We start from the raw sequence: 23,465 nt of genomic DNA, 5'->3' as shown, positions 1-23,465 counted from the left end.
TATCACTACAGGCCGGTCGGTACCTCGATCAGGCCCTGCTTCTGCTTCCAGTAGAGGCAGAAGCGAAGCAACTTCTCGGCGCGATGTACGTAGCGATGCTCGGCCATGACTCGATGATGAGCCGCCTCGGCGATGCGCCGGGTGACATCGAAATTGTCGACGTGGTAGCGGATTTTTTCGAGGCAATCGTCGAAGTCGGTGAATGATGCCCATTCGCTGTCGACGACGAAATCGTCGAAGGCGTGTGCCCGTTCATCACTGAGCAGGAACCCCCCGCAGGCAGGGACGCCGAAGCAGCGCTCGGGCAAGCCCCAACTGAAGGGTTCGCCGTGGTAACCGCCCTGGTAGCGCACGTCACAACCCGCGTAGAAACTCAGATTGATGACCGAGGTCTGGATCAGTTCGACCTGAGCCTGGAGCGGCGTATTGTGATCGCCAAAGAAATAGCGCAGCTTCATCGCCTCCAGCGCCGGCTTCAACCTGGCAACGAATTTCGCACGTAACTCTGTTTCCGGGTATTTCACGGGATCGATGCGCCCGAAGAACGAGACGTCGTAACGGTATTGCGACCGATCACGCAAGGATTCGAGCGTTGCACCGGCAAGGTTGTAGCGTTCTTCCCAGACGGCGTTGGGCAGATAGATCACCTCGTCGGCGAACTTTCCGGCATCCTGCATGGTATGCGTGGCATAGGCGTCCATGAAGGCGACGTGCTTGAGCAACCAGATGCGCCAGGCCTTCTCGCCCATATGCGACGGACCGTCGCGATCCCAGAAGATGAAGGGAGCGCCCAGGCGATTGATCCTCTTCTTGATCGCCAGACTATGGAACGGGCGCTTGATGTCCGTGTGGATATTGCTCAGACAGGCGACCACCTCTCCGTGCGACAAGCGCTCCAACTCGCTGTCCGGAGGGTCAACCCAGACCTCGTAGCCGAGTTTTTCGAACCCAAGGACCAGTGGGTCAATGTTCCAGATGCCGCGTATCACCACGATACGGCCTATCCCATCAGGCGTCGGGTTTCTCTGACTATCGACCATGCTGCATCTCCGATTCGGTACTTCCAAGCAGGCCTTGCTGCCTGATCAAGCCCATCAGGTAACGTGAGCCTTCCGGTGTCAGATGGCTGTCGTCGAAGGCCATGACTGCCTTGGCAAAGTCATCGTGCTTCGGCTGGACCAGGCAGCCTTCCTCATTGCACAACAGCGCCAGCGGCGATATGTAGCGTGCACCGCTTGCGTGCGCAATCTCCCTGAGCGAACGGTCGATGACGAATTTTTCGCGGTCGAGCCCTTCCTTGATCCGTTGGGGAATTTGCTTGAATGGCTTTGCCTTGTATTGCTTCAGCAGCGTGGCTGCCAGATCGGGATCCCATCGCGGTACCGGTCCGACGACAAGCACCTCTCGCACGCCGGCTTCACGGATGCGGAGAATGGTGTTCCTGATTTTTTCAGCTTCGCCCACGCCCAGCCAGCGGGAAGCGAGCAGGACAGTCTCCGGCTTCAGTGCGCGTACCCTATCCATGACGAACTCGTTGACTTCGAGGCATCGGGGGAAACCCGGAACGTCCCAACCCAGGATCGGCTGGCAGCCTGGCGACGTATATTGTTCGAGGCGCAGGTTGGAGAAGTGCTGGCGCAGCCCGGAATACAAGTGCGCGGCGTGCGAGTCGCCCCACAGGAAGAGCGCCGGCTTGTCAGCTTCGCCGTTCGCCGCACACTCCTTGGCGAATCCCTCCGGCCCTGCGTTGACGCGCAGGTGACAGGTCCCGGAGCGGAAGTATCGATCATCGTCGAACTTGAAGACCATGATCGGTTGCAGCACCGTCGGGTAGCGAAACGCCCAGCCACTCCGGAAAGGCAAACCGTTGCGTTGGTAGTCATTGAAGCCGATGTAGCCGATCAGGACGGCCCCGACGATCAGCAGAGCCGTCTTGTAGGGGCGCTTGCTGCCGAAGCGGATCGGCTTTTCGATAAACCGGTAAGTCAGCCATGCCAGGAGGATGCTCGCCACGACGATCAGCGCACGACCGAGGAGCGTGACCCCTTCGAACTGGATGATGCGGGCAAAGGACAGCAGGGGCCAGTGCCACAGATAAAGGGGGTAGCTGATCAGCCCGATGAATACTAGCCAAGGACGAGCGAGCAGATGACGATTGACCAGCGCGTGCGGTCCGGCGGCGATCAGCAGGACGGCTCCAGCGACGGGAAGCAGCGCTCGCCAGCCGGGGAAAGGATCGTTCGGGCCGATGAACGCCAGCGCGATGCCGATCAGTGCCAGACCCGCCAGCGAGGCGAGGTCGAGCAGTCGTCGTGTCGGTAAAAAGGATTCGGAGGCGTCTCCCCGGCCCTGCCGGGGTGGGTCCGTCTGGCGGAAGAAATGGCGCAGGTGGAGGCTCGCGAGCAGCGTACCTGCCAGCAGTTCCCAGCCCCGAAACTGGGGAAGGAAGAAAGTGGCCGTCGGATTGTCATGGATCGAGAAGAGATTGAGACAAAACGACACGCCGGTCAGCAGCAACAGCACGCCAAGGATGCTTCCCCGCCAGCGCCAGAGCAGCCAGACCAGCAGCGGGAAAACCAAGTAGAACTGTTCCTCGATACCCAGTGACCAGAGGTGCATCAGTGGTTTGAGTTCGGAGGCGCGGTCGAAATACCCGGCCTCACGCCAGAGGATGAAGTTTTCAGAAAAGCCGACACCCGCGGCGATGTGCTTGCCGAGTTGGGCAAACTCCTCGGGCAGCAGCGAGAACCATCCCGCGATGAAAGCACTGAAGAGAACTACGACCAGCGCCGGGAAGATGCGGCGGACCCGGTTGGCGTAGAAGTGGCGGAACGAGAAATTTCCCTGCTGCAAGCCGCGGAAGATGATGCTTGAGATCAGGAATCCGGATATGACGAAGAAGATATCGACGCCGACGAAGCCGCCGGGAAGTGCGGTGGGAAAGGCATGGAACAGCACCACCGAGCCGATGGCGATGGCGCGCAAGCCGTCGATGTCCGGACGATAAAGCGGATAGTTAAGCGCTTCCGCGTTGCCGGGAACTGGTGTTTGCTGTGACTTCATTGGCTGGCCGCTGCCTCTCGCAAGGTCGTGCTCAGGCGCATTCAGTCCGGATCGCCAAGCTTGAGATAGCGCACTCCTGGCTGCGAGGGCTGCGCGCGCCAGAGCGCAGGGCGTACCAGACCACCGAGCGCAAGCGAACTCACCCACGCCAGGCGACGCCAGAAAGGCCCCCGGCTCCGACGATAGGTCGGGAATTTGTAGAGGAATGGCAGGCCGGAAAGCTCGCTCTTGATGTCTCGGCGGGGCAGCGATGGATCGTCGACGCTGCCGGCCCTGAAAAGATGCTCAGGCCAGTGCAGGCAGGAAATTCCTAGGCCGGCTGCCATGATCCGCTGATTCAGTCCAAGTTCACCGTCGACGATCGCCGACGGGTTGTCCTTGCACCGGCAGCCGGGAAATTCGTCGATCAGCGGCGCAAGATGTCGCCACTCGCTGAGATAGACGTAGGTCTGTACATGCCGGACATCGTCGGTCGTGACGTGCCAAGGCGGGCCGACGAGGCTGATCGTGCTGCCGACCAATCCCGTATCGGGATGCTTCTCGTACTGCGCGACATACGCACTGTACCAGTCATCGCAGAGTGGTCCGTAAGCGCTACGGTTGCGCAGCATCACGTAGTCGGTGGGCGCGGCGACCTCCGCCATCGACTGCAAACAGGCTTGAGCCGAACTGAAATCCCTGCCGACATTGCCTTTCCAGATCACCGTGCGCACGCTCAGCCACGGCGAAGCTTCGGCCAGGCGTACCAGCGCGTCGATTTGCCGGAGATTGGCTCTGGAAACGGGGCGGACGCGGCTGATCGCGATCGTTATCTCGACGTGCTCCACTCCGGGGTGACGCCGCGCCATGTTGCGGAAATTCAGATAGTCGATACTGAAATCCCTGCCATCGTTGGCGGTCAGGTAGGCCAGGCGGTAACAGGGGGGACGATCGGCCATTGGCGAAATCAAGCAGCCTCGGCGACTTGGAGGTGATGCAGTTGGGCATAGGCCCCGTTTCTGGAGAGCAGTTCGCCGTGCGTGCCTGACTCCACGATCTCCCCGCCCCTCAGGACGAGAATCCGGTCAGCGCTTTCGATCGTCGACAGCCGGTGCGCGATCACGATCGTCGTGCGCCCCTTCATCAGCGTTTCCAGTGCCGCCTGGACATGGCGCTCCGACTCGGTGTCGAGCGCCGAGGTGGCCTCATCGAGGATCAGGATGGGGGCATTCTTGAGGAGGGCACGGGCGATCGCCAGACGCTGGCGCTGACCGCCGGACAGCTTGAGTCCTTTCTCACCGATCTGCGTGGCGAAGCCTTCCGGCAGCGTTTCGATGAACTCCAGCGCGTGCGCTGCTTGTGCTGCTGCACGGATTTCCTCGATGCTCGCTCCCTTCTTCACACCGTAGGCAATGTTCGCCGCGATCGTGTCGTTGAAGAGCATGACTTCCTGACTGACCAGCGCGATGTTGTCGCGCAGGCATTCCAGCCGGATGTCCTCGATCATGTGTCCGTCGATACGGATCGCGCCTTCGTCGATTTGATAGAAGCGGGGCAACAGGTTGGCGATGGTCGTCTTGCCGCTGCCCGACTGGCCGACCAGCGCGATGCTCTCGCCGGGTTCGGCGGTGAAACTCACCAGCTTGAGCGCACTGCGTTCGGCTCCGGGATAGGCGAAGGACACATTCGCGAATTCGACCAGACCTTTGGCGCGGCCGATCTCGACCGTACCGCTGTCGGGCTCGGAGGCCTCGTCCATCACGGAGAAGACACTCTCGGCAGCAGCCAGGCCGCGCTGGATCGTTGCGTTGACATCGGTGAGGCGCTTGACCGGCGCCAGCAGCATCAGCATCGCGGTTATGAAGGAAACGAAGCCGCCGACCGTGGTCTGGTCGCTGGCTGCCTGCTTCAACGCGATCGCCATGATCGTCGCCAGCGCAATCGCCGCAAAAAACTGGACGATCGGCCCCTGCGCAGCCGCGGCGATGGAGGCGCGCATGTTCAAGCGGCGCTGTTCCTGGATCACGCCCCTGAAGCGATCGCATTCGTATTGCTGGCCGCCGAAGATCTTGACGACCTTGTGCCCCTCGATCGCCTCCTGCAGCACCTGCGTGATCGTCCCCTGCGAGGCCTGGATGCCGCGTGAAACGCGCCGAAGACGTCCGCTGAAAGCTCTGACGGCGAGCGCGATGAACGGCACCATCGCGAAGGCGACCAGCGTCAGCTTCCAGTTGAGATAGAGCAGCCAGCCGAGCAGGCCGATCACCGAAAGACTGTCCTTGACCAGCGTCGTCAGCGCCCCCGTGGCCGCGCCGGCGACGCCATTGACGTCGTAAGCCACCCGCGACATCAGGCGGCCGGAAACATGTTCGCTGTAATAGCTGACCGGCAGGTTGACGATGCGCTCGAACATCACCTGCCGCAACTCGGTGATGACGTTGTACGCGACCCAGCTCATCGCGTAATCGCCGATGAAACCAAGGAGCGCGCGTGCGAGAAAGACGCCGACGATTGCCGCCGGGTAGAGCAGCCAGTCCCAACTGTCCTTGGCCGTGGCAAAGCCGTTGTCGAGCATCCCCTTCATCAGCGCCGGAAAAACCGGTTCGACGACCGAAGATAGGCCCATGCAGACGATGGCGGCGACGAAGGCCAGCCAGTAGGGCCGGACATGATTCAACAGGCGCAGATAGATCTGCGTACTGTTGAGCTGGGGTGTTTGGCTGGGCGTCATTGAACCCACAATTATACAAGCCCCCACCTGCGCTGACCCGGTCTCCGTTGCCGAAGGACTGTTCAGCTTCCGCTGCAGTGTGAGCTCCCGGTGTGATCTTTTGGTAGGAGCTTCTGGTGGGAGCTTCTGGTGGGAGCTTCTGGTGGGAGCGGCGGCAGCCGCGAACGAGCGCGTTTCTCAGCAAGGAGGGCCGGAACTCGCCACGATCGTCAGGCGCGCAATGACCCTAAGAGTGCCTCGCCGGCTCATACTCCGGCACCCAGCGCTGCAGACCGGTTCGCACATCCTCATCCGCTACTGGCCCCGGCTGCGCAAGCCATAGCCGAAGTTCGTCGAGGAAGCTCTCCGCCACCGGCCGCGAGCGTGCGATGCGCAGCTTGGGATGCGGGGTTTCGCGAGTCTGCTCGGCGTCGGCGAGGAGTTCCTCGTACAGTTTCTCGCCCGGACGCAGGCCGGTGAATTCGATGCGGATCTCGTCCTCGCTGTAGCCGGACAAGCGGATCATGTTGCGCGCGAGATCGACGATCTTCACCGGCTCGCCCATGTCGAGGACGAACACCTCGCCGCCTTGGCCCATCGTCGCCGCCTGCAGCACCAGTTGCGCCGCCTCGGGAATCGACATGAAGTAGCGGTTGATCTCCGGATGCGTCACCGTCACCGGCCCGCCGCGCGCGATCTGCTCGGCGAACTTCGGGATGACGCTGCCGGTGCTGCCGAGCACGTTGCCGAAGCGGACCATCTCGAACTGCGTGGAAGACGTGTCGCTGCGCGACGAATGCAGCGCCTCGCAGCACATCTCGGCCAGCCGTTTCGTCGCTCCCATCACGTTGGTCGGGTTCACCGCCTTGTCGGTGGAGATCAGCACGAAACGCTCGGCGCCGTGGCGCAAGGTGTGCTCGGCGACGTTCAGCGTCCCGAGCACGTTGTTGCGCACCGCCTGCCAGGCGTTGCCGACTTCCATCAGCGGCACGTGCTTGTAGGCCGCGGCGTGGAACACCAAGTGCGGCTTCCAGGTGCCGAAGATCTCTTCGAGCCGCAGTGCATCCTTCACGTCCCCGGCAAGTGGCACCACCGCGAGTTCAGGCCGATGTTGCTTGAGCCATTGCTCGATTGTATACAGCGCAAACTCGCAGGCCTCGACCAGCACCAGCCGCGCCGGAGCAAAGCGGGCGATCTGACGGCAAAGCTCGCTACCGATCGAACCGCCTGCGCCGGTGATCAACACTGTCTTGCCTGTGAGCATCGCCTGCACGTGCTCGCCGTCGATCTGTACCGGCTCGCGCCCGAGCAGATCCTCGATTTCGACCGGCCGCATGGTGTTGATCGCAACGTGGCCATTCATCAAATCTTCGAGGCCGGGAACAGTGAACACGTGAGCGCCGGCACGCGTGGCGATGTCGGTGGCACGAGCCAGGGTCTCCCGAGCTGCCGAAGGCATCGCCAGAATCACGTGCTTCGACGTGTAGTCCTCGAGCACTTGCGGCAACAAGTCCACTCCGCCCACGACCGGATGTCCATGGAGTTCCAGCCCCCATTTCGCCCGGTCGTCATCGACCAGCGCCACCACGCGCCAGTCCGGGCTGCGTTCGAGTTCGCGCACCAGCATCGCACCGCCGGTGCCGGCGCCCGCCACCACCACCGGCTTGCCAGCGCCGATCAGGCCGCCATAGAGACGATGTTCCTTCCACATCCGCCCCGCCGCCCGTCCGCCGCCCATCATCACCAGCAGAAGCAGGGGATAGAGGACTAGCAGCGAGCGGGGAATCGCAAGCTCGCTGCTCCGGTCCAGAGCCGTGAGGGCGACCAAGACTGCCGTCGAAACCGCCACCGCCTTCAGCACACGCTTCAAATCAGGGAGACTGGCAAAGACCCACATGCCGCGATACAGCCCCGCCCAGCGACAGGCGATCCCTTGTGCAGGCAGCAACACCGCCAATCCGAGCAGCATCTTGGGCACGTACTCGGCAGGCCAGTCGAAGTTGAAGCGGATCAGGAAGCCGCAGCTCCATGCAAGGATGGCAGCAAGAAGGTCGAAGAGAATGACGAGTGGCAGGCGCATCGATTTTTTCATCTGTGTTACAGCTCGTGACGACGCGAATATGTTATTCAGCTTGTGTCATCATTCTATCACCTCATAAGAGCGCATCGACTCGCAGGAAATGGCCAGAAGCCATGGGCTGAGCGCAAGCGATTGTTACTTAATGATTTTTAGATTTTTCAGTCGCAATTTTTGGCATAAAATACCAAGAGTGTTTTGCTGATGGCTTACTGAGTTTGCGGAGGTCATTGCAGGGGCCTATGACTTTAGTCGTATTTACAATAAATAGCCGATGACCTATCATTGACCGACTTGTAGGCGATGAGCGTGATTCTGCTCACGGGTGGCGCTCGTCTCATTTACAGTAACCTGAATCCGTGACCCTCCACGCTCAGGACGTAGCCATAGTTTCTGCCCGTGAGATTTGAGCAAAATTCCGAGATACTTGCTCGGGCGACCCCGATGCTAGGAGCGAGTCGTTCGTGTTATGCGTTTGTCATCGATTCAGCGTGCCGTAACGCTCTGGTCGAGCGCTCGCACGGACGCACAGTCAGCCAGATCGCTTCGGTGCTGCCTGCCAAGGGGACATTGATCTGGCCGAGTGGCCGAAATGCGCGACGTTCGGCCGTATCGACTCGATCCGGATTGGCGACGACAATGAATCCGGGCTTGATCGTTGTTACTATATCAGTTCGCGCACGCTGAGCGTCGAGGCGCTCAGCCTGAGCACTGGGCGGTGGAAAATCGCCTACATTGGACGCTGGACGTCAGCTTCAGCGAAGATGCTGGCACGCTGCGCAGGGACCACGCGCCGCAGAATCTGTCGCTGCTTTGTAAGATGACCCTGAATATCGTTCACTTCAACAAGATGATACGAGAAAGGCGAGTCTGCGTTTGAAGCGTAAGAGTATTGTTTGGGAGATATATATGCCCTCGACCTCTTTTGTCAAAACTAAGGTATGAGAAATTACAATCCTCGCAAGCGCCTCTTCTTTACGGGTGGATCTTGCTTCCTCGGTTCTCGCCTCATCGACAGCCTGCTGGATCGCGGCGATGAAGTGGTGTGCGCCGACAACCTCTTTAACGGCACCAAGCTAAACATCGAGCATCTTCTGAACCATCCCCGCTTCGAATTCATCCGACACGATGTCACCTTCCCCTTCTACATTGAGGCTGACCAGATCTACAATTTGGCCCGCGTCGCTAGCCCTGTGACTAGCAACATGACCCCGTGCAGACTACCGAGATCAGCGTGGACGGCGCCATCAACATGCTGGGTCTGGCCAAGCGTCTCAAGGCTCGCATATTCCAGGCTAGCACCAGCGAGGTGTATGGCGTCGCGTCCGTCCACCCCCAGACGGAATCCTACTGGGGCACCGTCAATCCCATTGGACTGCGTAGCTGCCACTACGGAGGCAAGCGCTACGCCGAGACGCTGTTTTTTGGTTACCATCGGCAGCACGGCTCCGACATCCGAGTCGCGCGTATTTTCAACGCCCACGTTCCGCGAATGCATTCCAACGGTGGCCGGGTGGTGAGCAACTTTATCGTGCAAGCCCTGCACGGGAATGACTTCGCCATCTGCGGCGAAGGTCTGCAGACCCGTAGCTTCTGCTATGAGAACGACCTGATCGAGGGCTTCTTCCGTTTCGTGGACATCCCCCGTGGGGCCGACGGCGCGCCAAGCTTTCCCGGCACCATCAATCTGGACAATCCCGGCGGATTCACAATCCGCCAACTGAACGAGGAGGTAATCGCCATGACTAGCGCCCCTCCCGCTTGGTGTTCAGGCCGCTACAGGCCGATGACCCCATGCAGCGCCAGCCTGACATCAGCGGCGCCTGGCAGCACTTGCGCGGCTGCGCGCCCCAGGCGCCGCTGGAGGAAAGCCTGAAGAATAACATCGCCTACTTTGACCAACTGCTCGCAAACGAGGACTGATGAAGATCGACTGTCTCTCCTACTTCAGCCCCCTCAAGTACGGCGGCGGCGGGGAAATGGTCACTCGCGCTTTGATCGAGGAGGGGCGTCGCCGTGGTCATACTATTCGCCTGCGCTCGGTGCGGCCTCGCGTTGACGAGAGCGACGGTCCGGCCGACCTGTACTGGCTGGTGGATGTGTTCAATTTCCCGCAGACGCTCAAGAGTCGCGGCGCTTGGCTGTGCTTCCCCCCCGCGCTGCTGGAAGACATCGCCGCCAATCGCCTTTTTATCCACATGAGCAACGCCTATACGGACGTTTGCAACCTAGGACACTTGCCGTGTTCCGGCCAAGCGCAAGCGCAGTGCGCGCACAAGTCGCCGCTGCGCCTGGTGCACAACTTGGCCTTGCGTGATTTTGGGGTGCAGTGCTTTGCGCAGAACCCGCTGGTGCGCAATCTGTTTTCTCGGTCTGCGCTCAACATCTATGTATCGCCCTTGCATCAGCGCACCATCGAAGGCATCTTGGGTGAAGCCCGGGGGCGGGCCTCCTTCGTCCTTAAGCCCATGATCGACAACACAGCCTTTTGCGACCGGGGGCTGGTGCGGGACATGGACTACCTCTTCGTCGGCCTCATCGGCGAAGCCAAGGGCCTGTCTACCATGCGCGAACGCTTCCACGATGCCGATATCCATTTCGTCGGCAAGATCGCCCCCGGCGAGAAGCTTGACTTCGGGACCTACCACGGCAGCGTGCCCTACAGCGAAATACCGAATTTCATGAACCGGGCCCGGCACTTCGTCTTCCTGCCGCGCTGGCCCGAACCGCAGGGCCGCGTAGTGACCGAGGCGGCGCTGTGCGGCTGCAAACTTATCACCAACCAGAACGTGGGCGCCACCTCCTTCCCATTTGATATCGGTAACCCAGCTAACTTCGCCCGCGCCGGCGACGAATTCTGGGCCGCCATTGAACAACTCCGATCATGACCGAATTACCCAAAATCAGCTTCATCATCCCAGTGCTGCACCTAAAGCGGCCTCTCAACAAGGCTCGATTTTTTATTCCACGTTATGCCTTGCCAGATGTGTTGCGTGACCTACACGAAAATGTCACCTTGCCACATGAGGTGATCGTGGTGTGCAACGCCCAAGATAAAGAACTTGTCGACTTTGTCTCTTTGCATCCGCATATCGACAAATATTGTCTCAATAATATGAATGTTGGTGTTGCGCGTTCGTGGAATATGGGCGCGGAAATGGCAGAGAGTGAGGCGCTGTGCTTCGTAAATGATGATGTCGAGGTCGGCAGGGGCGGCATTGAGCGTTTGTTCGCGATCCTCGCGGGCAGCGTGGAGGTTGCACAAGTCGGACCGATGGGCGCGCTGTGGAACGGGGCCGAGCACCTGCGTTATGTCGGCGAAAATGCGATCGAGGAGGCGCACGCGATATCCGGCTTCCTGTTCATGCTGCGTGCGAGCGCCTTCCGCAAGGTCGGCGGTTTCGATCCAGCCTACTCGCCAGCCGGCTTCGAGGAAATCGACATGAGTTTCGCCCTGCGCAGTTACGGCTGGAAGTGCCTCGTCGTCCCCGGCCTCAACATCAAGCACCATCATCACCACGGGGTCAGTAGCTACCGCAGCCGTGTTGCCTATCTGGGCAAGGAAATCGATACCCAGGAGTTGCATGAGCGCAACAAGGCCTACTTCATCAGTAAATGGCTCCCCGACCATGCTTGAAAGACTGATCCGCCGGTTGTTCCGGAAACCGGTCGTCTATGGCGACGAATTTTTCGGCGACGCATGGTTCCGCGAATGGGCGATGCTGGACGAGGTCCTTGCAGCGCTCATCGAAAGCGAGCCCGGGTGGCGCGCGGTGCTCGACTTCGGCTGCGGCCCCGGGATCATGATCGACAAGATGGCCGCACGCGGCCTCGATTACATCGGCTGTGATTATTCTGCAGAGGCGCGCGCGCTCTACCTTCGGCATTTCGGGCAGCACCCACAGCGCTACGTGGCCAGCCTCGACGATGCATTGACGCGCAGCTTCGACCTGCTGCTCGCCTTCGACGTCCTCGAGCACATGCGCGACGACGAGATCGTCCGGTTGCTGGGCACTGTCTGCGGGATTCCCGAGTTACTGTTCAACATTAGTCGCACACGCGGAATCCCCGGACACATCAATCTCAAGTCCGACCGTGCATGGATTGCCTTCATGCAGCGACAGGGCTGTCATTTCGAGGAGGAACGAACCCGGCGCCTGCGCGAACTCTACAGGCAGCACCGGCCGGGGGCGCCCGACCAGTGGGATCGCAACCTGTTTCTCTTCAGTCGCAGCACTTCATGACAAAGGAAGGTCTTGGGCTGGGCGAGGAATATTTCTCCGGGCAGTGCGCCGAAGTCGCCGCGCTGGTACCGCCGCATTGTGCGCGAGTCCTCGACGTTGGCTGCGCTTTCGGCGGCCTTGGCCGCGGCCTGCTGGCGTGCGGCGCCGAGCAGGTCTGCGGAGTGGAACTGAATCCCGCGGCCGAGTTAGTCGGGGTGTATGTCTTCGAGCATGCCCGCGCCTTTGCTCATTTTTTACGGTGAAGCAGTGGCATCAACCCTAAGAAAGGATTTGGCTTGGTCTTTGGGGCTGTATGGCCTTAGCTTTCTGGCGAGTTTTGCGAGCTTGTTCTTCATTTCCTACCATTTCGGTGCTTCGGCCGAGTTGGACGCCTACTGGGGAGCCTTTGCTCTGATGAATCTGTTGGCTTTTCCACTCGCCCCGCTACGCGAAGGGTTGGTGCCGGAGTTACACCGGCGTCTGCAGCAAGGGAGGGAAGCGGCCTCCGCTTATTTTTCTCCCGCGATGACCTTGATTCTCTTGGTTGCCAGTGTTGGTGGGCTGGTGGGCTGGTGGCTGGCTGAACCACTGACGGTTTTGGCGGTGAGCGAGAGTCAGCTACGTGTGCGCACCTTGGTGGTGGGCCAGCTTTACTGGCTGGCGCCGGCAGTCCTGCTGCTGGCGGTGTCGGAAACTCTCAACGCGATTTTGGCCGCTTACGATCGGCTGGTCCTGCAGTCTCTCGCCCGCTTGCTAGGGGCAGCCTCCACTTTGACGGTGCTGGCGTTGTTTGCCAACTTCTTGCAGTCACATGTCTTGCCTTTGAGCTTCATCGCTGCACAAGTGACTACTGTACTGGTACAGATCGTCGCTCTGCGCAGCCATGGTTTGACCTTCAAGCTGTCGTGGCCGCGTGCGCTGGGTGAGCGCTTCTTCGCAGTCAGCGGGGCGCTGCTTGCCACCTACGCTGCGAGCCAAGCTTACGCTGTGTTCGAGAAGCATACCCTGATCACCTTTGTGGCTGGTTTGGTGTCATCCTTCCAGTACGCCGTCTCCTTGACCAACGTACTCATTACCTTGGTTGGTGTCGTCCTCGCAAATGTCTTTTGGCCACGCTTCATGGCACAGGTCGCAGCGGAAGATCGGAACAGCCTCTATGCGGATCTTTCCACGCTGTCACAGTTTACCTTCTTGGTATTGGGTTGCTTGTGTGCATTGACTTGGCTTAATTCTACAGCATTGATCACATTGATCTTCGCACGCGGCGCTTTTGATGCGTCGGCAGTCACTCTTACCTCAGACGCGTTACGGATGGCAGTATTTGCTGCTGTGCCGATTTCGATAAACATGATCATGGGTCGGGCCCTGATTTCTATCGGAGCTGCGCGCGGCATTGTGGTCGCCGGGTTTACTACAACTTTTGTCGGCACCACCATCTTGGCTATGGGGCAGTTCCTAAACAGCCCAGCCTTGGCTCTTTCTCATTGGTTGCTAGCTAACTCGGCTGGCCTTGCGATTCAGGCGATATTCTTGGCGCGAGCCTGCGGCCATTTTGCCGGCGCTCCCGGCCGCGCGCTCTGGTGGCTGTCGCGTTGGTTTGTCGCTTTGGCCCTTTCTGGAATCACCACCCAAGCGATACCGGTAGCCCAGCATGGCATGATCGCCTTGGTGGCGGACATCGCCATGCGCGCCTTAGTTTTCAGCGCGCTATTTGGTGCCTTTGCTTGGATTTTCGGCCTGATGCGCGGTCTTCCTCCTTTTTTTCGGCGATAGTCTAGCCATGCTTATCCTCGTTGACACAAAGAACCTCGCCCTCTATGGAGGCGGCATCTCACATTGGTTTGCGCCACTGCTTGCGGCTTGGATCGTAGATCGGCCGGATGCCCGCTTTCTATTGGTCGGTCCGTCTTTCGATACTGCTTTTCTTCCCGAGTGCAGCAATTGGGAGCATGTGAGTCTAACTTGGCCCGAATGGCTTCCTCGCTCGTTCCGACATCCGTGGTACGACAATGTGCTGTTTCCCCGCGTCGTTAGGCGGCTGCGCCCGGACTTTGTCATGAGTCCATATCATGACGTCCGTATCCCCAAGGGCGTGCCGAGCGTTATCAGCGTGCATGACTTGTGCTTGGATGAACTGGAATCCGTCTACCCTCGCCGCATCCGTGCTTATTATCTCACATTGCTGCGGCGCAACCTGAGGCAGGCGGCTTTCGTACTCACCGTTTCAGAAACCAGCCGCAGCAAGCTTATTGAGCGCTACGGCGTGCCTCCGGATCGGGTGGGAGTAGTTTACAACGCCCCTCCTGCTGCGTTCGATGGTGATCATGGAGCGGAAGGAACCATTGATTTTCGAGCACGTTTCGGCCTGCACGGTCGTCTGCTGTTTTACCCTGGGGGGGCCGAGTACCGTAAAAATATGATGCGCCTAGTGCAGGTGTTCGCCAAACTTGCACAGAGTTATGATGATCTCTTCCTTCTTGTGACTGGGGAAAACAATGCCCGCTGGAGCGCGGCCATAGCCGGACTGCCGAACGTGCTGAGTCAACGGATCGTGTTCACCGGTAGGCTAGATGACGCTGATCTTCGCTTAGCTTACTCCGCTGTCGATGCTGTGATCTATCCTTCCCTCTGCGAAGGTTTCGGGCGGGTCTGCTTGGAGGCCATGGATACAGGAACGCCATTGGCATGCTCAGATTTGCCGGTGATGCGCGAGGTGGCCGGTGACTACGCCCATTATTTTGATCCATACTGCGTTGACTCCATGTGTCAGGCGACGGCAGCGGCTCTGTCGCAAGGCCGCCGCCATCCGGTGAAGGAGATGCGTTTTCAGACGGTTGCTGTCAGGGACGCTTTTCTGTGCGCGATGGATCGCTTCACGGAGGCGAAACCATGAATTCCCTCGCTACATTCTTTTCAAGAGGCTGGGCATTTTTCAGTGGCAGACCTGCCGCTGTAGTTACGTTCATTTTCCTTGTACTTAGCTGCCTACTTGTTAGCCACTACTTCCGGCGATTCGTGTTCTGGTTCCCCCTGTTGTTATCGGTGTACTGGCTGGTTGTTGTCCGCCGCGACTCAAACATGGTGCGGAGATTTGCCACCCTGCTGCCGCTTGGCATGTGGCTGGCACTTGCCGGCTACATGCTGTCTCTGCTGGTAGCGAGTCTGATTTCTCCGTCTTGGGAAACTGGGGTCAGGGAGTTGCTGCTGGCGGTGGTCAGCCCCGTGCTCATCGCTGTTCTCGCAGGAAGAATGACGTGGCCGGAGGGCGTTGAACGTCGGGTGCTTCTTGCTCTGGTGTGGAGCGGAGGACTTCTTGCCGCCACGGATGTAGCCCATCACATCACCGATTTGGCGACCAGTGGGCAGTTTGCCAGCGACTTTTCCCATCGCTGGCGCGCCACGGGTTTTATCCTTTTTCTGCCATTTCTCATCCTCTTTCGAGATACTCTGATGGGATGGCGAAAGGTAGCACTCAATGTCGGGCTGTTAGTATTTTTTCTGCTGGCTGCTTGGACAGGTTCGCGTACTGCGTGGGGAACCATCATGCTCGAAATTGCTTTTCTCGGCATTTTGACACGCCAGCCCCGGTATTTTGTCGATATTGCCATTTTTGGTTTTGCCATAGCGATCGCTCTGACGTTGATGCCACATGAAACAGGAATGGCTAGCCTTGAAAGAGGTCTTAGTGATAACAATCGCATAAATGGGCATTGGCTGCCTGCCATACAGATGAGCGAGGACTCTTTTTTTTCTTTCTTGATCGGTCACGGCTATGGCAGTGAAGTCGTGGTGCCTCCCCAGTTTTCTGGTCAAGCCACTCCTTTGCTGGCTGGACCACATAATGTTTTCCTGCAAGCTTTTCTAGCTGGTGGATTGGCTGCTCTGGCGACTTTGAGTTGGCTATTCGCTGAACTCGGTAGGCTGTTCTGGCGTTTCCGTAAGCATCACGATGCGAGACTGAAAAGGTTGGCGGTTGGAGGGGGCATTTCGTTCGCTGGCTACTTTTTGATCGCAGGAATGGTGGGCGACCCGCGCCCGGAACCACTCGCCATGTTCATGCTTGTCGCGATGATTCTGTATCGATATGAATCTGCTGCAAGGCTTTCCTCAACTCGCTCTCCTTCTCACGAAATTGCGTCAAGTCATGCCTGAAGCCACTTGCTCTGCCCCGGTCAGCGTCATTATTCCATGCTATCGATGTAGTGGGATGGTGGAGCGTGCGCTTGATTCGGTGTTGAATCAGACGCTGCCCCCTGCTGAGATCATACTGGTTGACGATGCAAGCGGAGATGACACGCTTGCTCTCCTACACCGTCTTGAGAAGAAGTATGCGCCCACTGTGAAGGTGCTTGCGATGTCAATCAACGGTGGGCCAGGACTGGCTCGTAATGCTGGCTGGGAGGCAGCTAGTAGCCCGTGGCTCGCGTTTCTGGATGCTGATGATGCTTGGCATCCGCGCAAGCTGGAAATTCAATGGACTTGGCTCAGATCTCATCCAGAAGCGGTTCTGTGCGGCCATCTTTCGCAATTTTCTGCTGGTCGGATCGACTTTCCAGTGAAAGATGCAACAGTCGCTATTCGGCTGTCGCCTATGCAAATGCTGATTTCGAATCACCTAGCGACGCGGTCGGTTATGCTGCGGAGGGAATTGCCATTTCGTTTCTGCGCAAGAAAATATTCTGAGGACTATCAGCTTTGGCTAGAGATTATTTTGGCTGGACATCCTGCTTATCGCTTGGAATCGTACTTGGCTTATTGTTTCCGTCCGGAATTTAGTCCCGGCGGTTTGAGCGGGGATCTTCGTATGCATGAAAAAGGGGAAATTTCTGCTTTGCGGACCATGTACAACTTGGGCAGAATTGGTTGGTTGATGTTTGCCTTCTCGGCTACTTGGTCCTTCGCGAAGTTCCTGCGACGCTTGTGGCTCATGCGGGGGCTCCGGTGACTGCAAAGCCGAAAATGTGCGTAGTCGCTGCTACGCCGCTTACCATTTATTTTTTCTTGCAGCCTCATCTCGTCGAGTTATCCCGGGAATTCGATGTAACGCTGGTGTGCAACCCAAGCAACGACGCATATCTGCCTCCGCTGGAGCTGCCGGTGCGTCAAATTGCTATCGGGATGAAACGCAAGATTTCGCCACTGCGTGACTTACATACTTTGCTCGAGTTGTCGAGACTGTTCCGGAGAGAGCATTTTGATATCGTGGTATCGGTGGCGCCCAAGGCAGGCTTGCTTGGAATGCTGGCTGCGGCGTTTGCTGGTGTGGAATATCGTGTTCATATATTTCAGGGCGAGGTCTGGGCGTCTAGAACTGGCTTGATGCGCGTTTTCCTCAAAGCGATGGACCGCATTACTGCCACGTCGGCTACGCATATCATGGCCGTGGGCCGGAGCGAAAGACGATTTCTCGAAGAACAGGGGGTGGTAAAGGTTGGTCGTGTAGAAGTGCTCGGTTCAGGGTCGATTTCGGGCGTGGATCTGGAGCGATTTCGCCCCAATCCGCTGGTGCAGCGGGAGTTCCGGAGCGAGCGTGGCATTCCTGACGACGCGATCCTGTGCCTCTTTCTCGGTCGTCTGACAGCCGACAAGGGTGTCTTTGACTTGGCTCGCGCATTCTCGTTGTCGGGAGCGGCAAATCCTAAACTCTGGCTGATTCTGGCGGGTCCGGACGAAGAGGGAGTTGGAGAGCAACTTCGCCAAGGTGTTGCCGGCGAAGTGTCGAAGCGCATGTTGATCGATGGATTCACCCATGCCCCGGAGCGTTACCTCGCAGCTGCGGATTTCCTCTGCCTACCAAGTTACAGAGAGGGATTTGCGATGGTTATCATCGAGGCAGCAGCCGTCGGCATCCCTTCTATCGGCACGCTGATTTATGGGATCGCTGACACAATCGTCGATAATGAAACGGGCGTCCTGGTTAGTGCTGGCGACGTTTCAGCGCTGGCGGAAGCCATTACCAAGATGTCGACGGATGCTTCGCTAAGAGAACGAATGGCTCGCGCTGGGCGCGTCAGGGTTGAGGTGGAGTTCAGTCAAGGAAAGGTTGTTGCTGGTTATGTGGATTTCTTTCGACGGCTTTTGTCATCGTGAAAAGGTTGTTTGATCTGACTCTCGGGATGGTCGCAGCGGTATTGCTCGCAATCCCGTTCCTGCTACTCGCGATTTTGGTACGGTTGACGTCCGCGGGGCCTGTCATCTACTGGTCTGACCGCGTTGGCGCGAACAACCGTATCTTTCGGATGCCCAAGTTCCGCAGCATGCGCATCGACACACCTGCCGTGGCCACCCACTTGCTACAGAACCCGGAGCAATGGCTGACGCCGATTGGTTCGTTTCTGCGCAAATCCAGCTTGGATGAATTGCCACAATTGTGGAGCATCCTCAAGGGCGACATGAGCTTTGTAGGGCCTAGGCCCGCCCTATTCAACCAAGCGGACCTGATCGCCCTGCGAACGGAGAAGGGTGTTCATGAACTGCTTCCTGGCTTGACGGGGTGGGCCCAGGTAAATGGTCGCGATGAATTACCCATTCCGCAAAAGGTGCAGTTCGACGCAGAGTATCTCCAGCGGCGTTCATTACTATTTGATCTGAAGATACTTTGGATGACGGCGGTGAAAGTACTGGCCAAGGACGGAGTGTCTCATTGAAGAGAAAGCTTGATCCTCTGGGCTGGATGCGGCGGTAACCGATGATGACGTGAGCTGGTGTCTTACAGCCGCAGGTCCGCCAGTTCCTGCGGCAGCACATACTTCAGGTCGTAGAGCACATGCTCCGACCTGCCCAGCGCCCGCAGCGCCGCGGCGCCCATCTCCCTGAACTGCCGGTGCGCGACGGCTACGATCACCGCGTCGTAGGCGCCGGCCTCAGGCTCGGCCACCGGTGTGATCCCGTACTCGTGCCGGGCTTCCTCGGCGTCGACCCACGGGTCGAAGACGTCGACGCTGCAGTTGTACTCCTTCAGTTCGTCGACGATGTCCACGACGCGGGTGTTGCGCAGGTCGGGGCAGTTTTCCTTGAAGGTGAGGCCGAGCACCAGTACGCGCGCGCCGTCGACCTGGATGCGCTTCCTGGTCATCGCCTTGACCAACTGGGCGACGACATAGGCGCCCATGCCGTCGTTGATGCGGCGCCCGGCGAGGATGATCTCCGGGTGGTAGCCGATCGACTGCGCCTTGTGCGTCAGGTAGTACGGATCGACGCCGATGCAGTGGCCGCCGACGAGGCCGGGGCGGAAGGGCAGGAAATTCCACTTGCTGCCGGCCGCCTGCAGCACGGCTTCGGTGTCGATGCCCATGCGGTTGAAGAGGATCGCCAGTTCGTTGATCAGCGCGATGTTCACGTCGCGCTGCGTGTTCTCGATCACCTTGGCCGCCTCGGCGACGCGGATCGTCGAGGCCTTGTGCGTGCCGACGGTGACGATCTCGTTGTACAGCGCGTCGACCAAGTCGGCGACCGCAGGGGTCGATCCGGAGGTGATCTTGCGGATCGTCGTGACGCGGTGTTCCTTGTCGCCCGGATTGATCCGCTCGGGGCTGTAGCCGGCGAAGAAGTCCTCGTTGAACTTGAGCCCCGAGAACTTCTCCAGCACCGGGACGCAGTCTTCCTCGGTGCAGCCGGGGTAGACGGTTGATTCGTAGATGACGATGTCGCCCTTCTTCAGCACTTTGCCGACCGTCTCGCTGGCCTTGATCAGCGGCGTCAGGTCGGGCCGCTTGAACTCGTCGATCGGCGTCGGCACGGTCACGATGAAGACGTTGCACTCGCGCAGGGCCTCGCGTTCGGTCGTGTACGAGAGATGACGAGCGGCGGCGAGTTCCTCGGCCGAGGTTTCGAGCGTGCGGTCCTCGCCGGCCTGCAGCTCGGCAATGCGCCGGCTGTTGATGTCGAAACCGACGACCGTGCGCTTCTTGCCGAATTCGACTGCGAGCGGCAGTCCGACATAGCCGAGGCCGACGATGGCGAGCTTGATCGTATCGAGAGTGTGCATGCTTGACCTCCGCAGTCGGGGGGGTAGGGAAATCGATGGTTCAGGCAGTCTGCCGCTGACGCGGCAGCAGTGAGCGGTAGAGGTCGATCATCTTCGTGGCCATGGCCTCCAGGCTGAAGGCTTCGGCGGTCTGTCGGGCCACCGGGCGCATCGCGGCAAGCCGCTCCAGATCACAGAGCGCGCGCATTCCGTTCGCCAAGCCGGCGTCGTCGAAGGCGTCGCAGACGTAGCCGTTACGGCCATCGACGACGAGCTCGGCGCCGCCGCAAGTCGTCGTCGTCAACACGGGCAGACCGGTCGCCATTGCTTCCAGGACGACATTGCCGAATGGTTCGTAGATGGTCGGGAAAACGAAGGCATCGGCGGCACCGTAAAGCTTGCCGACATCCTTCTGCGGGCCGGCAAAACGCACACGCGCGCCAATCCCGAGGGATTTTGCCATATCTTCGTAGTGCGACTGGCGGCGGTCTTTCCCCACGACCAGGAGCCAGGCCGCGGGCGGCAGATTGCGCAGGAGCGCAGCCAGGCCCTTGCGCTCGAAGCCTGAGCCGACAAAGATGAACAGCGGTGCGGCAGCGTCGATGCCGTAGTGCGACCTCACTTCCTGGCGATGCTGCTGCAGGCGGGGATTGAACCGGTCCAGGTCGATGCCGTTGTAGATGACGTGCAGGCGGGCATCGTCGATCCCGAAATTGGCCTTGATCTCGTCGCGCACCATGCGCGAGATGCAGATCACTGCTTTCAGCCGCGGGCTGCGGAAAAGCGCCTCTTCGGCCGCCAGGACGTAGCGGTTGTAGGGATTGAGGTCGAGCCAGAGACGGCCGGCCGCTCCCTGCTGTTTGCGGCGCTGCGCGAGCCAGACGCGGTGTACGCCGTCGCCGGCGCGATAGATGTCGCAGCAGGCGACCTTCTCGTGCGACTGCACCAGGTCGAAGCCTTCCTCGGCAACCAGTCGGCAGGCCTCGCGCGCAAAGCTGCGGTCGCGCCAGGTGCTTCCCAGATAGAAGGGGTCGCAGCGCAGTTCGCGGAAACTGCCGCTGCCGACACTGGCGTTCGCAGCCCACTGCCGGGTGATCAGGGTCGTCTCGACAGCTTCCTGGGTGCCGAGCGCCTCCAGTGCGCGTTCGACGAAGCGCTCGGCGCCGCCGAAGGGGTTGTAGCGTTGCCGGATGATCGCCAGTCTGATGCTCATTGCAACTCCCGTGCAGCAGCGAGGACGCGCTCGACCGACAGCGAGGCCAGGCAGTCGCTCACCTTGCCGCCGCCGCAGCCGTCGATGCCGCAGGGGCGGCAGGGGTGGCGGTCGCTGGCGACGACGCGGTGGAGCAGCGGGGCGTCCACTACCGGCGCCTGCCACGGCCCCCATTCGCGGTCGCCCGAGGGGCCGAACAGCGCGACGCAGGGCGTTCCCATCGCCGCGGCGATGTGCATCGGCGCCGAGTCGACGCCGACGAAAAGTCGGGCGCGGGCGACGAGCGCCGCCAGTCCCTTGAGCGAAAGCTGGCCGGCGAGGCTGATCGCCGGGCGTTTCAGGCGGGCCTGGATCGCGTCGATCATTGCCAGTTCGGCGGGGTCGGGCGCGGCGCTGAGCACGACCTGCTGCCCTGCGCCGTGCAGGCCATCGATCAGCGCCGCCATCTTCTCCACCGGCCAGCACTTGAAGTGCCAGCGCGACGCCGGATGGACATGGACGAAGCTCCCTTCGGCGACACCGTGCCCGGCGAGCAGCGCCGCCACGCGCGCGTCGGCGTCGGCACCGGCGACGAGCGTAACCACGCGTTCTTCGGGCGCCGGGTAGATGCCGATCCGGCGCAGCGCGTCGAGGTTGCGTTCGACCGTATGCCGTAGCGCGTTCATGGGCGCGCCGGTGAAGTGCGTGAAGGCGTTTTTCCAGAAACGCCCGCGCCCGCGCACCTTCGGCGCCACCGCCCAGCGCGCACCGACGAGGCGCGCGATCCACGCGCCGCGCGGGTGTTCGGTGAGGTGGACGACGAGGTCGTAGTGCCTGCTGCGCAACGTTTGCAGCAGTTGCCACTCGGCGGATGCCTGCCCGAGCGGTCCCAACTTCTTCCAGTTGCGGTCGATCGTATGCACCTGGTCGATCGCCGGGTGCAGCGTCAGCATCTGCGCCGTATCCGCATAGACCAGCGCGTCGATCTCGACCTGCGGCGCGCGCGCCTTCAGCACCGAGAAGACGGGCGCACTGAGCAGCACGTCGCCGTGATGACGCAGCTTGATGACGAGCGCGCGGCGCACCTCGCCGAGCGGGACGGGATCCTTGACCATGGGGCGCTATTTTACCCGTTCGAGGTATGCGGGGCTGCGTTCTCTGAAATGATCTGACCAGGTCTGAAAAGTGAAAAGGGGCCAATCTGCGCCGTCATTGCGAGGCGCGTAGCGCCGTGGCAATCCAGTTCGTTCTCCCAGTTGAGCGGCCTCGCCAACTCGGGCGACCCGACAGCAGCCCTAGGCACTGGATCGCCACGCCCTGCGGGCTCGCGATGACGGGCTGCCGATCGCGACGGCATCGGCAGATCAGGTCGGCCGATATTTCGGGCCCGCCGGTCCGCCCACGAGAGTGTGGAAAGGGGCCAGGCTGCGCCGTCATTGCGAGGCGCGTAGCGCCGTGGCAATCCAGTTCGTTCTTCCAGTTTCGCGGCCTTTCCAACTCGGGCGACCCGACGGCAGCCCCAGGCACTGGATCGCCACGCCCTGCGGGCTCGCGATGACGGGCTGCCGATCGCGACGGCATCGGCAGATCAGGTCGGCCGATATTTCGGGCCCGCCGGTCCTCCCACGAGAGTGTGAAAAGGGGTCAGGCTGCGCCGTCATTGCGAGGCACGTAGCGCCGTGGCAATCCAGTTCGTTCTTCCAGTTTCGCGACCTTTCCAACTCGGGCGACCCGACAGCAGCCCCAGGCACTGGATCGCCACGCCCTGCGGGCTCGCGATGACGGGCTGCTGATTGCGACGGCTTTGGCAGATCAGGTCGGCCGATATTTCGGGCCCGCCGGTCCTCCCACGAGAGTGTGAAAAGGGGCCAGGCTGCGCCGTCATTGCGAGGCGCGTAGCGCCGTGGCAATCCAGTCGTTCTTCCAGTTTCGCGGCCTTTCCAACTCGGGCGACCCGACAGCAGCCCCAGGCACTGGATCGCCACGCCCTGCGGGCTCGCGATGACGGGCTGCTGATTGCGACGGCTTTGGCAGATCAGGTCGGCCGATATTTCGGGCCCGCCGGTCCTCCCACGAGAGTGTGAAAAGGGGTCAGACTACGCGGTCATTGCGAGGCGCGTAGCGCCGCGGCAATCCAGTTCGTTCTTCCAGTTTCGCGGCCTTTCCAACTCGGGCGACGCGACGGCAGCCCCAGGCACTGGATCGCCACGCCCTGCGGGCTCGCGATGACGGGCTGCTGATTGCGACGGCTTTGG

18 protein-coding genes and 2 pseudogenes are annotated in these 23,465 nt (G+C 60.2%); 12 read left to right on the top strand and 8 right to left on the bottom strand.

All coding sequences use genetic code 11. The annotated features are described in order from the left end of the window. Positions 1-5: 5 nt before the first annotated feature. The 5 genes from CCR84_RS02425 to CCR84_RS02405 all read right to left on the bottom strand — a co-directional run bounded on the left by CCR84_RS02425 (position 6) and on the right by CCR84_RS02405 (position 7,844). A complete protein-coding gene (locus tag CCR84_RS02425; RefSeq protein ID WP_201209345.1) occupies positions 6-1,040 on the bottom strand; it encodes a glycosyltransferase family protein in 1,035 nt (344 codons plus the stop codon). Then, the gene (locus CCR84_RS02420) at positions 1,030-3,063 is read right to left on the bottom strand and encodes an acyltransferase family protein (protein ID WP_201209344.1); all 2,034 of its coding nucleotides are present in this window, start codon (positions 3,061-3,063) and stop codon (positions 1,030-1,032) included. Before CCR84_RS02420 ends, CCR84_RS02425 begins: the two co-directional genes overlap by 11 nt. A gap of 41 nt (positions 3,064-3,104) precedes the next feature. Then, complete coding sequence (locus tag CCR84_RS02415; protein WP_201209343.1) at positions 3,105-4,001, bottom strand: hypothetical protein; 897 nt, start codon at positions 3,999-4,001, stop codon at positions 3,105-3,107. 8 nt (positions 4,002-4,009) lie between these two features. After that, the gene (gene msbA / locus CCR84_RS02410) at positions 4,010-5,773 is read right to left on the bottom strand and encodes a lipid A export permease/ATP-binding protein MsbA (protein WP_201209342.1); all 1,764 of its coding nucleotides are present in this window, start codon (positions 5,771-5,773) and stop codon (positions 4,010-4,012) included. Between the two features lie 226 nt (positions 5,774-5,999). Further along, positions 6,000-7,844: a polysaccharide biosynthesis protein gene (locus CCR84_RS02405; protein WP_201209341.1), complete on the bottom strand. Its 1,845-nt coding sequence runs from the start codon at positions 7,842-7,844 to the stop codon at positions 6,000-6,002. Positions 7,845-8,309: 465 nt separating this feature from the next. On the opposite strand from CCR84_RS02405, the pseudogene CCR84_RS16385 reads away from it, so the two are divergent. From CCR84_RS16385 to CCR84_RS02350, 12 genes and pseudogenes are all read left to right on the top strand, one after another. Further along, a pseudogene (locus CCR84_RS16385) lies at positions 8,310-8,774 on the top strand (ISAs1 family transposase); the annotation flags it as partial. Further along, a pseudogene (locus tag CCR84_RS02400) lies at positions 8,771-9,705 on the top strand (NAD-dependent epimerase/dehydratase family protein). The pseudogenes CCR84_RS16385 and CCR84_RS02400, both read left to right, overlap by 4 nt. 46 nt (positions 9,706-9,751) lie before the next feature. Further along, positions 9,752-10,717 (top strand): glycosyltransferase family protein, encoded by a 966-nt coding sequence (locus tag CCR84_RS02395; protein ID WP_201209339.1) that lies wholly within the window; start codon positions 9,752-9,754, stop codon positions 10,715-10,717. Further along, positions 10,714-11,466: a glycosyltransferase family 2 protein gene (locus tag CCR84_RS02390; protein ID WP_201209338.1), complete on the top strand. Its 753-nt coding sequence runs from the start codon at positions 10,714-10,716 to the stop codon at positions 11,464-11,466. Before CCR84_RS02395 ends, CCR84_RS02390 begins: the two co-directional genes overlap by 4 nt. Next, the gene (locus CCR84_RS02385) at positions 11,414-12,073 is read left to right on the top strand and encodes a class I SAM-dependent methyltransferase (RefSeq protein ID WP_201209337.1); all 660 of its coding nucleotides are present in this window, start codon (positions 11,414-11,416) and stop codon (positions 12,071-12,073) included. Before CCR84_RS02390 ends, CCR84_RS02385 begins: the two co-directional genes overlap by 53 nt. Continuing rightward, a complete protein-coding gene (locus CCR84_RS02380) occupies positions 12,070-12,315 on the top strand; it encodes a class I SAM-dependent methyltransferase (RefSeq protein ID WP_201209336.1) in 246 nt (81 codons plus the stop codon). Before CCR84_RS02385 ends, CCR84_RS02380 begins: the two co-directional genes overlap by 4 nt. A 4-nt stretch (positions 12,316-12,319) precedes the next feature. Continuing rightward, positions 12,320-13,825 (top strand): lipid II flippase MurJ, encoded by a 1,506-nt coding sequence (locus CCR84_RS02375; RefSeq protein WP_201209335.1) that lies wholly within the window; start codon positions 12,320-12,322, stop codon positions 13,823-13,825. A gap of 7 nt (positions 13,826-13,832) precedes the next feature. Beyond that, positions 13,833-14,945: a glycosyltransferase family 4 protein gene (locus CCR84_RS02370; RefSeq protein WP_201209334.1), complete on the top strand. Its 1,113-nt coding sequence runs from the start codon at positions 13,833-13,835 to the stop codon at positions 14,943-14,945. Further along, complete coding sequence (locus CCR84_RS02365; RefSeq protein WP_201209333.1) at positions 14,942-16,204, top strand: O-antigen ligase family protein; 1,263 nt, start codon at positions 14,942-14,944, stop codon at positions 16,202-16,204. The genes CCR84_RS02370 and CCR84_RS02365 overlap by 4 nt, the downstream gene beginning before the upstream one ends. Beyond that, the gene (locus CCR84_RS02360; RefSeq protein WP_201209332.1) at positions 16,197-16,997 is read left to right on the top strand and encodes a glycosyltransferase family 2 protein; all 801 of its coding nucleotides are present in this window, start codon (positions 16,197-16,199) and stop codon (positions 16,995-16,997) included. Before CCR84_RS02365 ends, CCR84_RS02360 begins: the two co-directional genes overlap by 8 nt. Then, positions 16,994-18,142, top strand: coding sequence for a glycosyltransferase (locus CCR84_RS02355; protein ID WP_201209331.1), 1,149 nt, complete (start codon positions 16,994-16,996; stop codon positions 18,140-18,142). Before CCR84_RS02360 ends, CCR84_RS02355 begins: the two co-directional genes overlap by 4 nt. Further along, a complete protein-coding gene (locus tag CCR84_RS02350) occupies positions 18,139-18,699 on the top strand; it encodes a sugar transferase (protein ID WP_201209330.1) in 561 nt (186 codons plus the stop codon). The genes CCR84_RS02355 and CCR84_RS02350 overlap by 4 nt, the downstream gene beginning before the upstream one ends. A gap of 62 nt (positions 18,700-18,761) precedes the next feature. On the opposite strand, the gene tviB is transcribed toward CCR84_RS02350, so the two are convergent. From tviB to rfaQ, 3 genes are read right to left on the bottom strand one after another with little or no spacing between them, the layout of a single operon-like run. Continuing rightward, positions 18,762-20,039 carry a Vi polysaccharide biosynthesis UDP-N-acetylglucosamine C-6 dehydrogenase TviB gene (gene tviB / locus CCR84_RS02345; protein ID WP_201209329.1) on the bottom strand — a complete coding sequence of 426 codons (1,278 nt, stop codon included), beginning with the start codon at positions 20,037-20,039 and terminating at the stop codon, positions 18,762-18,764. A 40-nt stretch (positions 20,040-20,079) separates the two neighbouring features. Continuing rightward, on the bottom strand, positions 20,080-21,231 hold the full coding sequence (locus CCR84_RS02340; RefSeq protein WP_207186184.1) for a glycosyltransferase family 4 protein: 1,152 nt from the start codon (positions 21,229-21,231) through the stop codon (positions 20,080-20,082). Further along, on the bottom strand, positions 21,228-22,325 hold the full coding sequence (gene rfaQ, locus CCR84_RS02335; protein ID WP_201209328.1) for a putative lipopolysaccharide heptosyltransferase III: 1,098 nt from the start codon (positions 22,323-22,325) through the stop codon (positions 21,228-21,230). Before rfaQ ends, CCR84_RS02340 begins: the two co-directional genes overlap by 4 nt. Positions 22,326-23,465 lie beyond the last annotated feature (1,140 nt).

The sequence above is a fragment of the Rhodocyclus purpureus genome, from assembly GCF_016653115.1.
Lineage (GTDB): Bacteria > Pseudomonadota > Gammaproteobacteria > Burkholderiales > Rhodocyclaceae > Rhodocyclus > Rhodocyclus purpureus.
The sequence above is the reverse complement of the archived record's forward strand: the minus strand, read 5'-3'. Positions and strand labels throughout refer to the sequence as shown.

Excerpts from the sequence above, each read along its gene's own strand:
- CCR84_RS02365 (WP_201209333.1), top strand. The coding sequence starts at position 14,942 with ATGAATTCCCTCGCTACATTCTTTTCAAGAGGCTGGGCATTTTTCAGT.
- tviB (WP_201209329.1), bottom strand. The coding sequence starts at position 20,039 with ATGCACACTCTCGATACGATCAAGCTCGCCATCGTCGGCCTCGGCTAT.
- CCR84_RS02340 (WP_207186184.1), bottom strand. The coding sequence starts at position 21,231 with ATGAGCATCAGACTGGCGATCATCCGGCAACGCTACAACCCCTTCGGC.
- CCR84_RS02405 (WP_201209341.1), bottom strand. The coding sequence starts at position 7,844 with ATGAAAAAATCGATGCGCCTGCCACTCGTCATTCTCTTCGACCTTCTT.
- CCR84_RS02385 (WP_201209337.1), top strand. The coding sequence starts at position 11,414 with ATGAGCGCAACAAGGCCTACTTCATCAGTAAATGGCTCCCCGACCATG.
- CCR84_RS02425 (WP_201209345.1), bottom strand. The coding sequence starts at position 1,040 with ATGGTCGATAGTCAGAGAAACCCGACGCCTGATGGGATAGGCCGTATC.
- msbA (WP_201209342.1), bottom strand. The coding sequence starts at position 5,773 with ATGACGCCCAGCCAAACACCCCAGCTCAACAGTACGCAGATCTATCTG.
- CCR84_RS02360 (WP_201209332.1), top strand. The coding sequence starts at position 16,197 with ATGCCTGAAGCCACTTGCTCTGCCCCGGTCAGCGTCATTATTCCATGC.
- CCR84_RS02390 (WP_201209338.1), top strand. The coding sequence starts at position 10,714 with ATGACCGAATTACCCAAAATCAGCTTCATCATCCCAGTGCTGCACCTA.
- CCR84_RS02370 (WP_201209334.1), top strand. The coding sequence starts at position 13,833 with ATGCTTATCCTCGTTGACACAAAGAACCTCGCCCTCTATGGAGGCGGC.
- CCR84_RS02420 (WP_201209344.1), bottom strand. The coding sequence starts at position 3,063 with ATGAAGTCACAGCAAACACCAGTTCCCGGCAACGCGGAAGCGCTTAAC.
- CCR84_RS02380 (WP_201209336.1), top strand. The coding sequence starts at position 12,070 with ATGACAAAGGAAGGTCTTGGGCTGGGCGAGGAATATTTCTCCGGGCAG.
- rfaQ (WP_201209328.1), bottom strand. The coding sequence starts at position 22,325 with ATGGTCAAGGATCCCGTCCCGCTCGGCGAGGTGCGCCGCGCGCTCGTC.
- CCR84_RS02395 (WP_201209339.1), top strand. The coding sequence starts at position 9,752 with ATGAAGATCGACTGTCTCTCCTACTTCAGCCCCCTCAAGTACGGCGGC.
- CCR84_RS02415 (WP_201209343.1), bottom strand. The coding sequence starts at position 4,001 with ATGGCCGATCGTCCCCCCTGTTACCGCCTGGCCTACCTGACCGCCAAC.